Origin of the sequence: Pseudomonas antarctica, assembly GCF_001647715.1 — a bacterium.
GTDB lineage: Bacteria > Pseudomonadota > Gammaproteobacteria > Pseudomonadales > Pseudomonadaceae > Aquipseudomonas > Aquipseudomonas antarctica_A.
On record NZ_CP015600.1, the window covers coordinates 2,434,051 to 2,448,763 of the forward strand.

Consider the following 14,713-nt stretch of genomic DNA (forward strand, 5'->3'; position numbering starts at 1 on the left):
TTTTGCGCGAACGGTGCTCGCTTCAGTGTTGACGTCCATTCGCCAATGGCCTTGTTAGAGTTTCCCCAATCAACCCCACAGGAAAACGACATGAGCACTCAGACTTCTATCTATAACCACGGCGTTGCATGGGAAGAGGGCCACAGCGTCAGCCAGGGCTATAGCGTCAACGGCACGATTTTCATCGCCGGGCAGTTTTCCCACACGCTGGAAGGCGAATTCGTCGATGGCGACGCCGCTGCGCAAACCCGCAAGACCTTGGAGAACCTCGATCACGTGTTGGCCGGGTTCGGTGTCGGTCGTTCGAACATCGCCGCCGTGGATATTTTCCTGGTGCACGCCAAGCGCGATTTCGAGGCGGTGGTGGCCGTGTGGAAGGACTACATCGGCACGCATCGCCCGGCGGCAACGCTGGTGGGGGTGAACTACCTGGCGTCGGATGCGCAGATCGTCGAGATCAAGGCCGTGGCCCACGCCGATTGATCAGTCCGGTAGCTGTTCGGCAAGCAGGTCGATAAAGCGCCGTACCCGAGGCTCCAGGTAACGCTTGCTCGGGTACATGGCCATGATTTCGACGTTGCCGGCGTTGAGGTCGGGCAGCACCGGCAGTAGAAGGCCGTTGGCCAGGTCGTCGGCGATCAGGAAGTCCGGCAGCAGGGCAATGCCCATGCCTGCCACGGCGGCGTCGCGCAACGCTTCGCCGCTGTCCAGGCGCAGGCGGCTGCGGCCGGGGGCCTTGAGCCATTCGCCGTGTTCGTCGCGAAAGCGCCAGCTTTGTTTGCGTGTGCGGCTGCTGAAATATAAACAGTCGTGGTGGGCGAGGGCGTCCGTGTCACGAGGTGTGCCGTGTTCGGCGAGGTAGGTGGGCGATGCGCAAAGCAACGCTCGATAGCGTGCGACTACGCGAGATATCAACTGGCGGTCGGCATGTTCGCCACCAATGCGGATCGCCAGGTCGAAGCCGTCCTCGACAATATCGGCCATGCGGTCGGTGAAGCTGGCTTCTACTTGCACCTCGGGCCAGGCTTTCAAGTAGGTAGTGAGCAGCGGCAGGATGACGCGCCGCCCAAAGGCGTCGGGCAGTGTCAGTCGCAATAACCCGCGTGGCGTGCCACTGGGCTGGCCGATGCTGTTTTGCGCGGTGTCGACAGCGGCAAGAATCTGTAAACCCTGGTCGTAAAGCGCGCGGCCCTCATCGGTCAGGCTCAAGGTGCGGGTGGTGCGGTTCAACAGACGCACCCCCAGGCTGTCTTCCAGGCGCATCACCGCCTTGCCGGCCGCCGAGCGCGTGAGCCCCATGGCCTGGCCGCCTGCGACAAAGCTGGCGCCATCGACCACGGCCATGAAGATCAGCATTTCATTGAGGTTGGTGCGCAGCATGGGGCGACTCACGGCGGCGAAAGCAGTGGCGCAATATAGCAGCTCGATGCTGTGGATTTATTGCATAAGAATAGATCCCGATATTCTTTTCCAGTCTTAAAAATCGCCGCTAGGCTTCATCACCTTCTCGAAAACGCGGCAAATTCCCCATGACCTTCAAGCGTTCCTCCTTGACCCTGCTGGCCGCGTCCCTCGCGGCCGCGAGTACCTTGCTCAGCCCTGGCGCCCAGGCCGAGGGCAAAATCAGCATCGCCCAACAATTCGGTATCGGTTACCTGATTCTTGATGTGGTGCGCGACCAGCACCTGATCGAAAAACACGGCAAGGCGCAGGGCCTGGATATCCAGGTGGAGTGGAACAGCATTTCCGGCGCCACCGCGATGAATGAATCGCTGCTGGCCGGCGCTCTGGACGTGGTGTCGGCCGGTGTACCGCCGATGCTCACCTTGTGGGACCGCACCAAGGGCAAGCAGAACGTCAAGGCCATCGCCTCCCTGGGCTCGATGCCCAATTACCTGTTGACCAACAACCCGAACGTGAAGAGCCTCCAGGACTTCACCGAGAAAGACCGCATTGCCGTGCCGGCGGCGGGCGTGGGCTTCCAGTCACGCACGTTGCAGATTGAAACCGCCAAGCAGTTTGGCGATGCCAACTACAAGAAGTTCGACGACATCTCCATCAGCCTGGCTCACCCGGACGCCACGGCCGCCTTGATTGCCGGCGGTTCGGAGATCAATTCGCATTTTTCCAGCCCGCCGTTCCAGTACCAGGAATTGTTGAACCCCAACGTGCACAAGGTGCTCAGTTCCTACGACATTCTGGGCGGGCAGGCGTCGTTCAACGTGCTTTACACCACCGAGAAATTCCACGACGAAAACCCCAAGACTTACAAGGCGTTCTACGATGCCCTGGCCGAGGCCGAGCAGATCATCAAGGCCGACAAGCCTGCCGCCGCCAAAACGTATATCCGTGTAGAAGAATCCAAGTTGCCGTTGGACCTGGTGGAGAAAATCGTCCAGGACCCGGAAATCGACTTCACCATCGTGCCGCAGCGCACCTATATCTATGCCGAGAAGTTGCAGGCGCTGGGCGTATTGAAGAACAAGGCGGCGAGCTGGAAGGATTACTTCTTTGAAGAGGCCCATGGCGGGAATGGCAGCTGAGTCACCTGCTTGACTTGAGATACGCACAACTTGTGGGAGCTGGCTTGCCTGTGATAGCGGTGGGTCAGCCCAAAATATGTCAGCTGACACTCCGTCATCGCAGGCAAGCCAGCTCCCACATTGGATTTTCGTCGTCTAAGAATCAGCGAAAGAATTCACCCGGTGTCGCATCAAACTGCTGGCGAAACGCATTGATAAACGCCGACGTCGACTCATACCCACACGCCAACGCCACATCCGTGACCCGCTCGCCTTGTTCCAGGGCGGGCAGGGCGCTCAGCAGGCGCAAGCGCTGGCGCCAGGCGCGAAAGGTCAACCCGGTGTCACTCAGGAACAACCGGCTGAGGGTCTTTTCGCTGACCCCCAGCTTCTGGCTCCACGCCCCCAGCGTCGTTTGCTGCTCCGGGTGCAGGTTCAGGCTGCGATAAATCTGCCGCAGCCGCGAGTCATGGGGCAACGGCAGCATCAAGTCCACCTGCGGCGCGGCGGCAAGTTGGTCCAACACCACTTGAGCCAGGCGCCCGTCCGGCCCATTCTCGGCATATTCCACCGGCAGTTCGCTGAAGCTGCGAATCAACTCGCGCAACAAACTGCTCACCTCCAGCACCTGGCAACGCTCAGCCGCCCAAGTGGTGACGCTGCAATCGAGGTACAGGCTGCGCATTTCCGTGTGCGGCGAACTGAACACCCGGTGCGGCATGCCCGCCGGAATCCACACCGCGCGCTGGGGCGGTGCGACGAAACGGCCGACGCTGGTCTGGATCTCCAGCACCCCGGAAATCGCGTAGGACAATTGCACCCACGGGTGACTGTGCCGGCGCGTCAGGGCCCGGTTGGGCAGTGATTCAGTACGCCCATACACCGGCCGTGGCAGGCTGGAAAGGCCGGGCACACTGCGTCGAACCGTCTTGTCATGTCTTTTAGGCGGCATTTACTGGCTCATTGGCGTTAGTCGGTAACAAGCCGTTACGTTAGAGTCGCGACGATGCTCTTGGCAACCCCTGGAAGAATTGCTTATGACCCGCCCACGTTTTCTACCTGACAACTTCACCCTGACCCTGATCGGCACAGTGATCCTCGCGTCACTGCTGCCCGCCAGTGGCCAAACCGCCGTGGCCTTCGGCTGGGTGACCAACCTGGCCATCGCGCTGCTGTTTTTCCTGCACGGCGCCAAGCTGTCGCGCCAGGCCATCGTCGCCGGTGCCGGCCACTGGCGCCTGCACCTGCTGGTATTCAGCCTGACCTTCGTGCTGTTCCCGTTGCTGGGCCTGGCGCTCAAGCCGGTGCTGTCGCCGCTGATCGGCAAAGACCTGTACATGGGCATGCTTTACCTGTGTGCGCTGCCGGCCACCGTGCAATCGGCGATTGCCTTCACCTCCTTGGCGCGCGGCAATATCCCGGCGGCGATTTGCAGTGCGGCAGCCTCCAGCCTGTTCGGCATTTTTCTTACGCCGTTGTTGGTGACGCTGTTGCTCAATGTGCACGGTGACGCGGGCTCCACCGTCGACGCGATCCTGAAAATCAGCGTGCAGCTGTTGCTGCCCTTCGTCGCCGGGCAGATCGCCCGGCGCTGGATTGGCGAGTGGGTCGGCCGCAATAAATCCTGGCTGAAGTTCGTCGACCAAGGCTCAATCCTGCTGGTGGTGTACGGAGCGTTCAGCGAAGCGGTCAACGAAGGCATTTGGCACCAGATCCCACTGTGGGAACTCGGCGGCCTGGTGGTGGCGTGCTGTGTGTTGCTGGCGTTGGTGCTGGTCGCGTCCACCGTGCTGGGCAAGGCCTTCGGCTTTAACCAGGAAGATCGCATCACCATCCTGTTCTGCGGCTCGAAGAAAAGCCTGGCGACGGGTGTGCCGATGGCCCAGGTGCTGTTTGCCGGGGCAACCATGGGCGTGTTGATTCTGCCGCTGATGTTGTTTCACCAGATCCAGTTGATGGTGTGTGCGGCGCTGGCCCAGCGCTATGCCCGGCGGCCGGAAAGCATTCCTGAGCTGATGGGGCAGGTGGATCCGTGATCTAGATCACACCCTTGACCGAATCACCTCAAGTTAAAGGCCGGCCAGACGACTTACTTATTGAGAGCCCAATAAGGAGAGTCGGCATGAACGTTAAAGGTATTTCGGTGTTTACCGGCCTGTTTTGCCTATGGGCGGGTGCCTGTGGTGCCGCGCAGACAGTGGGGCAAGGCACCATTCAGTTCAGAGGCGCCATCGTCGAGCCGGGGTGTGCGACAAATGCGCGCAGCGGTGCAGTGATGGAACTGACCGGCTGTGCCCAGTCCAATCGCGGCAGCCACCTCGATGTGCGCAATGTGACGCCGGTGGCCAGCGTCAATACGGCCCATGTGAAGCTGGTGTCGGACAGCGGCAACGGGCGTTATTACGACCAGCGCTATCAACTGGTGGACGACGCCGGCAAACCGATTCAGTCGGGCAACTACGTGATTACCATGACGTCGCCATAAGCTCCACGGCGACGATCCGCGCCAACAAAGGGCCGAGAAACCTATAGAATGCTCGGCGGCGGCGCTTGTTCTGCGTGGCCGTTTGATCACCGCCAGAGTACCTCGCCCGTCAATGAGCCTTTCAGCCGCAACGCCCCAAGCCAATTGGCAACCGGTCATCGCCCTCGCGTTGGCCGCCTTTGTGTTCAATACCACCGAATTCGTGCCCGTTGGCTTGCTCAGCGCCATCGGCGCCAGCTTCGACATGCCCATCGCCAGCGTCGGCCTGATGCTCACCATCTATGCCTGGATCGTGTCGCTGACCTCGCTGCCGGTGATGCTGCTGACGCGCAACGTTGAGCGGCGCAAGCTGCTGATCGTGCTGTTCGGCCTGTTTATCGCCAGCCACATTCTCTCCAGTGTCGCCACCAGTTTTGGCTTACTGATGGTCAGCCGCATCGGCATTGCCTTGTCCCATGCGTTGTTCTGGTCGATCACCGCGTCGCTGGCGGTGCGGCTGGCGCCACAAGGCAAACAGGTGCAAGCCCTTGGCCTGCTGGCCACCGGCACGTCGTTGGCGATGGTCCTGGGTATTCCGCTGGGTCGCCTGCTTGGTGAAGCCATGGGTTGGCGCACCACGTTCCTGGTGATTGCCGCGTTCGCCGCCGCCCTGGTGTTCTGGCTGGCGCGCACCTTGCCGCCGCTGCCAAGCCAGAACTCCGGCTCGCTGCGCAGCCTGCCGTTGTTGTTCAAACGCCCTGCACTGGTGGCGCTCTATGTGCTCACCGCCATGACCGTCACCGCGCAATTCACCGCCTACAGCTACATCGAACCCTTCGTCGAAGGCGTCGCCGGCATGAGCGGCAACGCGGTGACCCTGATCCTGCTGGTATTCGGCGGTGCGGGCATCATCGGCTCGCTGTTGTTCAGCCTGGTGCACCGCTTCAACCCGCACCTGTTCGTGGTCAGCGCAGTGTTCCTGCTCGCCGCGTGCCTGGCGCTGATGCTGCCATTGAGCGGCGCCGAGTCGTACCTCGTCGGCCTGAGCATAGTCTGGGGCATGGCGATCATGGGTTTCGGCCTGGCCATGCAGTCCAAGGTGCTGGTGCTGGCACCGGACGCCACCGACGTGGCCATGGCCATGTTTTCCGGCATCTACAACATCGGCATCGGCGGCGGCGCGCTGATGGGCAGTTGGGTTGGCAGCCACTTCGGCTTCGCCTGGATCGGCGCGGCAGGCGGGTTGTTGGCGGCACTGGCGTTAATTGGGTATTGCCTGGCGATTCATCGGTTCGGGCAGGGTGTGGTGCGTCACTGAGGAGCAAACGTCTGATGATCAAAACCCTTGCTGTTGCAGTTCTTACGGGTGTTTGCGGGCTGCTGCTCAGCCCTGTAGCGTCGGCCGCCAGTTTCGACTGTGCCAAGGCCAGGGCGCCAGACGAAATCGCTGTCTGCAAGCACGTCGGCCTGAATGACCAGGACGTGACAATGGCGTTGCTCTACGACTTGAACAAACACTTCATGGCCATGGGCGCGCGGGGCTCGTTAATGGACGGGCAAGGCGCGTGGCTCAAGCAGCGTCGTGCGTGCGGCGCGCAGGTGAGTTGCTTGAGTGATGCCTATACGCAGCGGATCGGGATGTTGCGCCGGTTTATTGATGAGCAGGTGATGACGAAAGGGCCGTTCTGAGACCCTGTTCGTCATTCTACTTCCGGCTTTTGATAAACAGCCTGTGATTCATAGGCAGGATTATCACAAGGCAGCCAGCACGGCCTCGAGTTTCTCCTGATCCCGCGCAAACTGCCGAATCCCTTCCGCCAGCTTCTCAGTCGCCATCGCATCTTCATTCGACGCCCAGCGGAACTGCGCTTCGGTCAACTGCTGACGCGCTTCGCCCTCGGCGCCCGGCACCAATTTGCGCACCAGCGGGTCGGTATCCTCAGCAAGTTTTTGCAGCAAGTCCGGGCTGATGGTCAGACGATCGCAACCGGCCAGCTGTTCGATCTGGCTGAGGGTGCGGAAGCTGGCGCCCATGACCACCGTGTTGATCTGGTTGGCTTTGTAGTAGTTATAAATGCGCGTCACGGACTGCACGCCCGGGTCTTCGGCGCCGGTATAGTCCAGGCCGGTATTTTTGCGGTACCAGTCGTAGATGCGGCCCACGAAGGGCGAGATCAGAAACACGCCCGCATCGGCGCAGGCCACGGCCTGGGCGAACGAGAACAGCAGCGTGAGGTTGGTCTGGATGCCGGCTTTTTCCAGGCGCTCGGCGGTGCGGATGCCTTCCCAGGTGGAGGCCAGTTTGATCAGCACGCGGTCGCGGCCGATGCCGGCCTGGTCGTACAGCGCGATCAATTGGTTGGCCTTGGCCCATAGCGCGTCTTCGTCAAAGGACAAGCGCGCGTCGACTTCGGTGGAGATGCGTCCCGGGATCACTTTGAGAATGCCCGCGCCCACTGACACCGCAAAGTGGTCACACGCCAGGCCCACATCCCCTTTGGACAGGTTCACCGCGTTGCGCAGCAGCTCGGCGTATTCCGGGATGGCGGCGGCCTTGAGCAGCAGCGACGGGTTGGTGGTGGCATCGACCGGACGCAGGCGGCTGATGGCTTCCAGGTCGCCGGTGTCACAGACCACGGTGGTGAATTGCTTGAGTTGTTCGAGTTTGGACGTCATGGGCGGCGGTCTCCAGAGGCGGCAGGGGACACCCGTTGTACCATTTCCCGAGCCGCTTGTTTACCCGCTCGCCAACCCGTCAAGCCTCAGGAAAGCCGGTTTTCTGCGGCCAACGGTTCTGGAACAGCTGCACGTCTACCTGATGGAGCAAGCCGTTGCGAGTAAACGGCGCTGTCGCGAGCCACTTCTGCACGTGGGCTTGATCATCAAAGTCCACCACCATCAGCGAACTCACCGGTTCGCCCTCGGCGCCCAGTAACGGCCCGGCAAACGCATTGGCCAAATGAAACCTTTCCCCTTCTTTGACCGTTCACGCCCACCGGCGGCCTACCCATTTTATACACGGACTTGATAGCGAGGCATGTCTGTACGAGACAAGGTTTGGGTATCAATGTAACCCCTCGAGTCAGCTAACGTCGGTTGGCTCACGGTCCTGCTTCCATCTGGTTTTAGAACGCGATAGGCGTTGGCCTGACCGACCAGGTTGCCATAGCTGTCGTAGTGACCGCCGGATGGCCCTGCCTCAATTCGATAACCTTTGTAGTCTTCGACGAATGCCATGGCCATGTTCCTTGCAGGGTGGGTTGACCACTTCAGACTAAGAAGCATCGCAGGGAGCGTCTACTGTGATAACTAACAGGCTCTCAGAACAAACGGCGATAGGTTTTATATCAAGGCACGCTTGACGAATGAGGCGCGACGCTTGGCCTCACGGCGTCCACGTCTGCACCGCCTGCGCATCCACCGCCTGGGGTAACAGCCCCGCCTTGAAGAACGCATCGGCAATCTTCTGCTGTTCACCCAACTGGTCCACCGTCACCGGCTGCACCTCATAGCTGCGGTGCGCATTGGCGGCTTCGACCGTGGCCACATCCAGATTGCCCCACAGCGGGCCCAGCACTTTCGCCGCGTCCTGCGGGTTGGTTTTTACCCATTTACCCGCGTTTTCCAACTGCTCATACACCAACTTCAACACCTCGGGGTGCGCCTTGGCGTAAGGCGTGCCGGTCAGGTAATAGCGCTTGTAACTGGCCAGCCCGGCGCCATCGGCCAGGGTGCGCGTCGGTAGCTGGCGTTGCACGCTGGTGAGGAAGGGTTCCCAGGTGACCCAGGCGTCGACCTTGTTGTTCTCGAACGCTGCGCGACCATCGGCCGGTGACAGATAGGCCGGCTCGATATCCGAGAAGGCCAGGCCCGCCTTGGCCAGCGCGGCGATCAATAAGTAGTGGGTGCCGGCCGCTTTGGTTACCGCGATTTTCTTGCCTTTCAGATCCGCCAACTGCTGGATCGGCGAGTCCTTGCGCACCACGATGGCCTGGGCTGACGGCGAGGGCGCTTCCTGGGCGAAGTAGGTGAGCTTGGCCTGGGCCGCCTGCGCGAAGATCGGCACGGTGTCAGCCACGTCAGCGCTGATATCGACGTTGCCCACATTCAGTGCTTCGAGCAACGGCAGGCCGCTGGGAAACTCGTGCCAGCTCACGTCGATATTGTCGGCCTTGAGGACTTTTTCCAGGGTGCCCTGGGTTTTCAGCAGGGTGATCAGGGTCGAAGACTTCTGGTAACCGATGCGCACGGTTTCCTGAGCCTCGGCGCTCACGGCGACGGAAAAGGCCAGCAGCCCGATAACAATGGCGAGGGGACGACGGATAGACATGGCGCGCTCGATTTTCAGCGAAATATCTTCAAGCTTAAAGTTCTAAAAAGCATTCGATAAATACTCTTTCGATCTGAGCTTAGGGGGCTTTTTCAAGGTTTCGATGAATCGGGCATAACCATAGAATTATATCGTTCTTTCATAATAGGTGATTATTAATATAAGTTTTGGGCCTGAATATTTTACGTCTCGCTGCTAAGGCTCCTCATGACAAAACGCCGCCAAATCCACTTATCGGCCTTCCTGTTGAGCGGTCCCGTGGTGCACAGCCACGCCGTGTGGCGCCACCCCGAAACCGTCGGCAATTACCTCGACCCGCAATACTATTCACGCATCGCCAAAGTGGTAGAAGAAGGCCTGTTCGACTTCCTGTTTTTCGCTGATCGCCTGGCCGTGGGCGACCAGATGGGCGGCTCGCGCGAATTCGCCTTGCGCTACGGCGCCCAGGACGCTACGCGCCTCGACCCATTGCCGATCCTCTCCTACCTGGTAGGCCAGACCACCAAACTGGGCCTGGGCGCGACCCGCTCCACGACCTATTACGAACCCGCGCATATCGCCCGCGAATTCGCCACGCTCGACCACCTGTCCAAGGGTCGCGCGGCGTGGAATATCGTGACCTCGATGAACGACAGTGAAGGGCGCCTGTTCGGCAAGGACAAGCACCTGGAGCACGACCTGCGCTATGACCGCGCCGATGAATTTGTCGAGGTCGCGCTGAAACTCTGGAACAGCTGGGGCAAGGGCGCGCTCAAGCTGGACCGCGAAAGTGGCGTGCTCGCTGACCCTGCGCTGATCCAGTCGGTGCAGCATCAAGGCGATTGGTTCAAGGTGGAAGGCCCGCTGAATATTCCACGCACGCCCCAGGGTCGACCGGTGCTGATCCAGGCGGGTTCTTCCGGGCGCGGTCGGCGGTTTGGCGCGCGCTGGGCCGAGGCGATTTTCACCATTCACCCGCACCTGGCGGCCATGCGTGCCTTCCGCGATGACGTGCGCGCCCACGTGGTGCAACAAGGCCGCGACGCCGACAGTTGCAAAGTGCTGACGGCGGTGATGCCGTTTATTGGCGGCAGCGAAGCCGAAGCCCGGGCCAAACGCGACAAGCACAACGCCCTGGCGCGGCCTGAGTTGGGCCTGGTGACACTGGCTTCGCAGCTGAATGTGGACCTGTCGCCATTCCCGCTGAACGCCACGCTGGCCGAAGTGGCCCGGTCGCCATTGATCCCTGCGGCGGCCGCCGAAAAGCTGCTGATGCAGGGGCCCGAAATCACCCTGGAACAACTCGGCCGCATCTTTGCCAGCAGTGTGCGCGTGCCGCAACTGGTGGGCACCGGGGCGCAGATCGCCGACCAATTGGCCGAGCTGTTCGAGCAGGGAGGCTGCGACGGGTTTGTGATTTCACCGGGTTACTTGCCGGGCTCGTTCAGCGAGTTTGTCGAGAGTGTGATTCCGCATTTGCAGCGCAAGGGGGTGTTCCGCACGGCGTACGAAGGCTCGACGCTGCGCGAGCATCTGGGGCTGGCCGATCTCAACAACTGAATTTTTTAAAGGGATATTTCGCATGGCTGCTTTTGATCACTTAACCCGCCGCCGGCTCCTGGGCCTTGCCGGCATCACCCTGGCCAGTCCCTTGCTGCTGTCGCTGCCACGCCTGGGCTTGGCAGCCGACGAACATGCGGGGCACAACACCCCACAGGAGCCCGCCGGTACTGGCGACTTTATCCGTCTTGACGCGCCGCGCTCACTCAAGCTGGCGGTCAACCTCAATGCCGTATGCCTGGCCCCGGTGGTGATTGCCCACGGCCAGGGTTTTTTCAAGAAGCACAACCTCGACGTTGAACTCGTCAACTTCGGCAACTCCACCGAAGTGCTGCTCGAAGCCATCGCCACCGGCAAGGCCGATGCGGGCGTGGGCATGGCACTGCGTTGGCTTAAGGCTCTGGAGCAGGGCTTTGATGTGAAACTCACCGCCGGCACCCACGGCGGTTGCCTGCGGCTGCTCAGTGCGGTGAACGGCGGCGTGACCAAGCTGGAAGACCTCAAGGGCAAGGCCATCGGCGTGACCGACATGGCCAGCCCGGATCGTAATTTCTTCTCGATCCTGCTGAAAAAACACGGTGTCGACCCGGTGCGCGATGTCGAGTGGCGCCTGTACCCGGCTGACCTGTTGGGCACGGCCCTGGAGCGCGGGGAAGTGCAGGCGGTCAGCGGCAGTGACCCATTCATGTACCGCCTGATCAAGTCCGGTGTGGCGCGTGAATTGTCCACCAACCTGGTGGAGGAATACGCCAACCTCAGCTGCTGCGTGGTGGGCGTCACCGGCAAGTTGGTGCGCGAAGACAAGCGCGTGGTCGCGGCGCTGACCCAGGCCATTCTGGAAGCCCATGACTATTCCGTGCAGCACCCGGAAGAAGTCGCCAAGGGCTTCCAGGCCTATGCGCTGAACACTTCCACCGAAGAAGTGCAGGCGATTCTGCATGACCATACCCACGGCCACCATGCGGTTGGCGCGGCGCTGACCCAGGAAATCACCACTTACGTCACCGACCTGAAAACCGTGGAAGTGATCAGCAAAAGCACCGACCCGGTGGAGTTCGCCAAGGAGATCACCGCTGATGTCTTCAGTTGATACGACGGCCCTGAACCCGCCTCTGGCATTCAAAGTCTGGTGGCAGGGCGCAGGCGTGGTGGGTGCCTGGGGCGCAGTGGCGCTGCTGATCAGCTACTGGCCCAACGCGACGCGCCATTGGCCGATGACTCAGGGGCTGGCCAACCTGTGCGTCGGTATGGCCGCACTGTTTATTGGGTTGAGCCTGTTGGGGCGGCACTTTTCCATACTGGGCCGACGGTTGCGCAATGCCGGGCCCTGGCTGATTGCGTTGCCGGTGTTGCTGGGCATCTGGGAACTGCTCACCGCCAAACTGGCATTGCTGCCGGTGCCATTTTTCGCGCCGCCGCAGGCGTTGCTCGCGGTGTATATCGAAGACTACGCACGCCTGGCCGACAGTCTGTTGCATTCGGCGTTGCTGCTGGGCTCGGGCGTAGCGTTGGGGGCGGCCACCGGCTTCGTCGCGGGCGTGGCCATCGGCTGGTCCACACGGATCGGCTACTGGCTGCACCCGGTGTTGCGCATCCTTGGGCCGGTGCCGTCGACGGCTTTGTTGCCGCTGTGTTTTTTCCTGTTCCCCAGCAGTTGGAGCGCCAGCGTATTCCTGATCGCCCTGGCCACTTGGTTTCCGGTCACGGTGCTGACCTGGTCCGGCGTGGCGAGTGTGGATAAAGCCTACTACGACGTGGCGCGTACCCTGGGTGCCAAGCACGCTTTCCTGGTTTTCAAGGTGGCGATTCCCGCCGCGTTGCCCCATGTGTTTGTCGGCCTGTTCATGGGCCTGGGCGCCTCATTCTCGACCTTGGCAGTGGCGGAAATGATGGGGGTGAAATCCGGCATCGGCTGGTACCTGCAATGGGCACAGGGGTGGGCGGCGTACGCGAATATGTACGCGGCCTTGTTGATCATGGCGCTGGCGTGTTCGGGGTTGATCACCGGGTTGTTCCTGGTGCGCGACCGCTTGCTGGCCTGGCAGAAAGGAGCAATGAAATGGTAGCCCTGGCACACGCGGCATCGGCATCGACGGGGTTGGCGCTGCGGATAGAAAATCTGAGTCACGGCTTTGCCCTGGACGGGCACCCTCTACCAGTGCTGGAGCGGGTTTCGCTGGACGTAGCACCGGGCGAGTGTGTGGCGCTGCTCGGGCCTTCGGGCTGTGGTAAATCCACCTTGCTGCGCCTGGTGGCCGGTTTGGAACCGGCTGACGCCGGCAGGCTGTTGGCCGATGGCGAACCCATTCTCGGCCCGGACCCGAGCCGCGTGGTGGTCTTCCAGGACCCGACCCTGTACCCGTGGCGCCGCGTGTGGGACAACGTGGCGCTTGGCCTGGAGGCCCAGGGTTTGCTCAAGACGCATGCTTTCAAGGTGGATGAGGCGTTGGAAAAAGTCGGCCTTAGCGCGTTTGCCCGCGCGTACCCTCGACAGCTTTCTGGCGGCATGGCGCAGCGGGTGGCGTTGGCGCGGGCGTTGGTCAATCAGCCGCGATTGCTGATCCTCGACGAACCCTTGGGCAAACTCGATTCATTGACTCGCATCACCATGCAAAAGGAACTCATCGACCTGTGGCAGCGCCAAGGCTATACCGCGTTATTGGTGACTCACGATGTGGAGGAGGCCTTGCTGCTGGCCAACCGCGTGATTGTGTTCAGTGACCGCCCGGCGCAGGTTCAGGCGCAGTTGAGCATTGATCGACCTTACCCTCGGCACCGCGATGACCCTTATCTGGTGGGCCTGCGCCGGCAGATACTGGGCCTGCTGGGTTTGGGAGAGAGCTGGTAGTCATGAGCGCGTTTTCTTCAGCCGCGATAACGCAGCGCTTCCACCAGCAACGCAAACGCCGGCGAAGCCTGTCGCCGGCTTGGGTAGTACAGGTGAAAACCGGCAAAGGGGGCGCACCAGTCGTCCAGCACGGCGATCAAGCGGCCATCCGCCAAGTAAGGCGCCACGATGTCCTGAGGAATGTAGCTCAGGCCAAACCCGTCCACGGCGGCCTTGAGCAGTTGGTACACACCATTGAAGGTCACTTGGCCTGACACCCGCACGTTCAGGCTTTCCCCGGCCTTTTTGAATTCCCAGGCGTACAGGCCACCGTTGGTGGGCAGGCGCAGGTTGTTGCACGCGTGGGCCGTGAGGTCGCGTGGCGTCGTCGGAAGGGGATGGTCGGCAAAATAGCGGGGTGAACCGACGACGAGCATGCGCATGTCCGGGCCGATACGAGTGGCGATCATGCCTTCGGCCACGTCCTCCCCCAGGCGCACGCCGGCGTCGAAACCCTGGGCGGCAATATCGACGAAACCGTAGTCGCAGCAGACTTCGATAGCGATGTCAGGGTATTGGGCCAGGAAAGGTTTGAGCACCGGCCAGAGGATGTCCTCCAGCGCATGGTCCATGGCGTTGATGCGGATCGTGCCCGAGGGCGTGTCGCGCAAATTGCTCAGGCCTTCCAGGCCAATCTGGATTTCATCGAAGTGCGGCCCGACGGTGTCGATCAGGTGTTGCCCGGCCTCGGTGGGCGACACGCTGCGTGTGGTGCGTGTGAGCAAGCGCAGCCCCAAACGCGCTTCCAGCGCGCGGATCGTATGGCTCAGTGCCGACTGCGACACCCCAAGTTTCGCTGCCGCCTTGGTAAAGCTGCGCTCGCGCGCAACGGCCAGGAAGGCGAGCAGGTCATTGGCATTTTCTTTGAGCATTGATGAGCAGCTCTCATAAGTATTTTCAGATTCTAGCGGCTAATTATCTCAATAGGGTGCTGTTAGATTGAATCCAGCCCTTCAATCGGAGAACGACCG

17 protein-coding genes are annotated in these 14,713 nt (G+C 61.2%); 10 read left to right on the forward strand and 7 right to left on the reverse strand.

Annotated features, from left to right (window positions below; all coding sequences use genetic code 11):
- The first annotated feature begins 90 nt into the window (after positions 1 to 90).
- On the forward strand, positions 91 to 483 hold the full coding sequence (locus A7J50_RS11260; protein WP_064451850.1) for a RidA family protein: 393 nt from the start codon (positions 91 to 93) through the stop codon (positions 481 to 483).
- Here A7J50_RS11260 and A7J50_RS11265 read toward each other — a convergent pair whose 3' ends face one another.
- Positions 484 to 1,380, reverse strand: coding sequence for a LysR family transcriptional regulator (locus A7J50_RS11265; RefSeq protein WP_064451851.1), 897 nt, complete (start codon positions 1,378 to 1,380; stop codon positions 484 to 486). It abuts the gene before it with no gap.
- Positions 1,381 to 1,529: 149 nt separating this feature from the next.
- On the opposite strand from A7J50_RS11265, the gene A7J50_RS11270 reads away from it, so the two are divergent.
- Positions 1,530 to 2,543 (forward strand): ABC transporter substrate-binding protein, encoded by a 1,014-nt coding sequence (locus A7J50_RS11270; protein WP_064451852.1) that lies wholly within the window; start codon positions 1,530 to 1,532, stop codon positions 2,541 to 2,543.
- A gap of 142 nt (positions 2,544 to 2,685) precedes the next feature.
- Here the strand turns inward: A7J50_RS11270 and A7J50_RS11275 are convergent, their stop codons facing one another.
- A complete protein-coding gene (locus A7J50_RS11275; RefSeq protein ID WP_064451853.1) occupies positions 2,686 to 3,474 on the reverse strand; it encodes an AraC family transcriptional regulator in 789 nt (262 codons plus the stop codon).
- 85 nt (positions 3,475 to 3,559) lie between these two features.
- Between A7J50_RS11275 and A7J50_RS11280 the strand changes: the two genes are divergently transcribed.
- The 4 genes from A7J50_RS11280 (at position 3,560) to A7J50_RS11295 (ending at position 6,675) form a co-directional block, all read left to right on the forward strand.
- The gene (locus A7J50_RS11280) at positions 3,560 to 4,558 is read left to right on the forward strand and encodes a bile acid:sodium symporter family protein (RefSeq protein WP_064451854.1); all 999 of its coding nucleotides are present in this window, start codon (positions 3,560 to 3,562) and stop codon (positions 4,556 to 4,558) included.
- An 86-nt stretch (positions 4,559 to 4,644) separates the two neighbouring features.
- Positions 4,645 to 5,007 carry a hypothetical protein gene (locus tag A7J50_RS11285; protein WP_064451855.1) on the forward strand — a complete coding sequence of 121 codons (363 nt, stop codon included), beginning with the start codon at positions 4,645 to 4,647 and terminating at the stop codon, positions 5,005 to 5,007.
- 112 nt (positions 5,008 to 5,119) lie between these two features.
- Positions 5,120 to 6,304, forward strand: coding sequence for a sugar transporter (locus tag A7J50_RS11290; RefSeq protein WP_064451856.1), 1,185 nt, complete (start codon positions 5,120 to 5,122; stop codon positions 6,302 to 6,304).
- A gap of 14 nt (positions 6,305 to 6,318) precedes the next feature.
- Complete coding sequence (locus A7J50_RS11295) at positions 6,319 to 6,675, forward strand: lysozyme inhibitor LprI family protein (RefSeq protein WP_064451857.1); 357 nt, start codon at positions 6,319 to 6,321, stop codon at positions 6,673 to 6,675.
- A 63-nt stretch (positions 6,676 to 6,738) separates the two neighbouring features.
- Here the strand turns inward: A7J50_RS11295 and tal are convergent, their stop codons facing one another.
- The 4 genes from tal to A7J50_RS11315 all read right to left on the reverse strand — a co-directional run bounded on the left by tal (position 6,739) and on the right by A7J50_RS11315 (position 9,316).
- Complete coding sequence (gene tal, locus A7J50_RS11300; RefSeq protein WP_064451858.1) at positions 6,739 to 7,662, reverse strand: transaldolase; 924 nt, start codon at positions 7,660 to 7,662, stop codon at positions 6,739 to 6,741.
- A 79-nt stretch (positions 7,663 to 7,741) separates the two neighbouring features.
- Positions 7,742 to 7,945, reverse strand: a complete 204-nt coding sequence (locus tag A7J50_RS11305) for a YciI family protein (RefSeq protein WP_237140900.1) — start codon at positions 7,943 to 7,945, stop codon at positions 7,742 to 7,744.
- Between the two features lie 53 nt (positions 7,946 to 7,998).
- Positions 7,999 to 8,223, reverse strand: a complete 225-nt coding sequence (locus A7J50_RS11310) for a hypothetical protein (RefSeq protein WP_064451859.1) — start codon at positions 8,221 to 8,223, stop codon at positions 7,999 to 8,001.
- Positions 8,224 to 8,371: 148 nt separating this feature from the next.
- A complete protein-coding gene (locus A7J50_RS11315; RefSeq protein WP_064451860.1) occupies positions 8,372 to 9,316 on the reverse strand; it encodes an aliphatic sulfonate ABC transporter substrate-binding protein in 945 nt (314 codons plus the stop codon).
- A gap of 207 nt (positions 9,317 to 9,523) precedes the next feature.
- Here A7J50_RS11315 and A7J50_RS11320 point away from each other — a divergent pair, with 207 nt between their 5' ends.
- The 4 genes from A7J50_RS11320 to A7J50_RS11335 are packed head-to-tail and all read left to right on the forward strand — an operon-like array spanning position 9,524 to position 13,703.
- Positions 9,524 to 10,855, forward strand: a complete 1,332-nt coding sequence (locus tag A7J50_RS11320) for an LLM class flavin-dependent oxidoreductase (RefSeq protein ID WP_064451861.1) — start codon at positions 9,524 to 9,526, stop codon at positions 10,853 to 10,855.
- A 22-nt stretch (positions 10,856 to 10,877) separates the two neighbouring features.
- On the forward strand, positions 10,878 to 11,945 hold the full coding sequence (locus A7J50_RS11325) for an ABC transporter substrate-binding protein (protein ID WP_064451862.1): 1,068 nt from the start codon (positions 10,878 to 10,880) through the stop codon (positions 11,943 to 11,945).
- Positions 11,932 to 12,921 (forward strand): ABC transporter permease, encoded by a 990-nt coding sequence (locus tag A7J50_RS11330; RefSeq protein WP_082895862.1) that lies wholly within the window; start codon positions 11,932 to 11,934, stop codon positions 12,919 to 12,921. Before A7J50_RS11325 ends, A7J50_RS11330 begins: the two co-directional genes overlap by 14 nt.
- Positions 12,915 to 13,703, forward strand: coding sequence for an ABC transporter ATP-binding protein (locus tag A7J50_RS11335; RefSeq protein WP_064451863.1), 789 nt, complete (start codon positions 12,915 to 12,917; stop codon positions 13,701 to 13,703). The genes A7J50_RS11330 and A7J50_RS11335 overlap by 7 nt, the downstream gene beginning before the upstream one ends.
- A gap of 17 nt (positions 13,704 to 13,720) precedes the next feature.
- Here the strand turns inward: A7J50_RS11335 and A7J50_RS11340 are convergent, their stop codons facing one another.
- Positions 13,721 to 14,614 (reverse strand): LysR family transcriptional regulator, encoded by an 894-nt coding sequence (locus A7J50_RS11340; protein ID WP_064451864.1) that lies wholly within the window; start codon positions 14,612 to 14,614, stop codon positions 13,721 to 13,723.
- Positions 14,615 to 14,713: the final 99 nt, after the last annotated feature.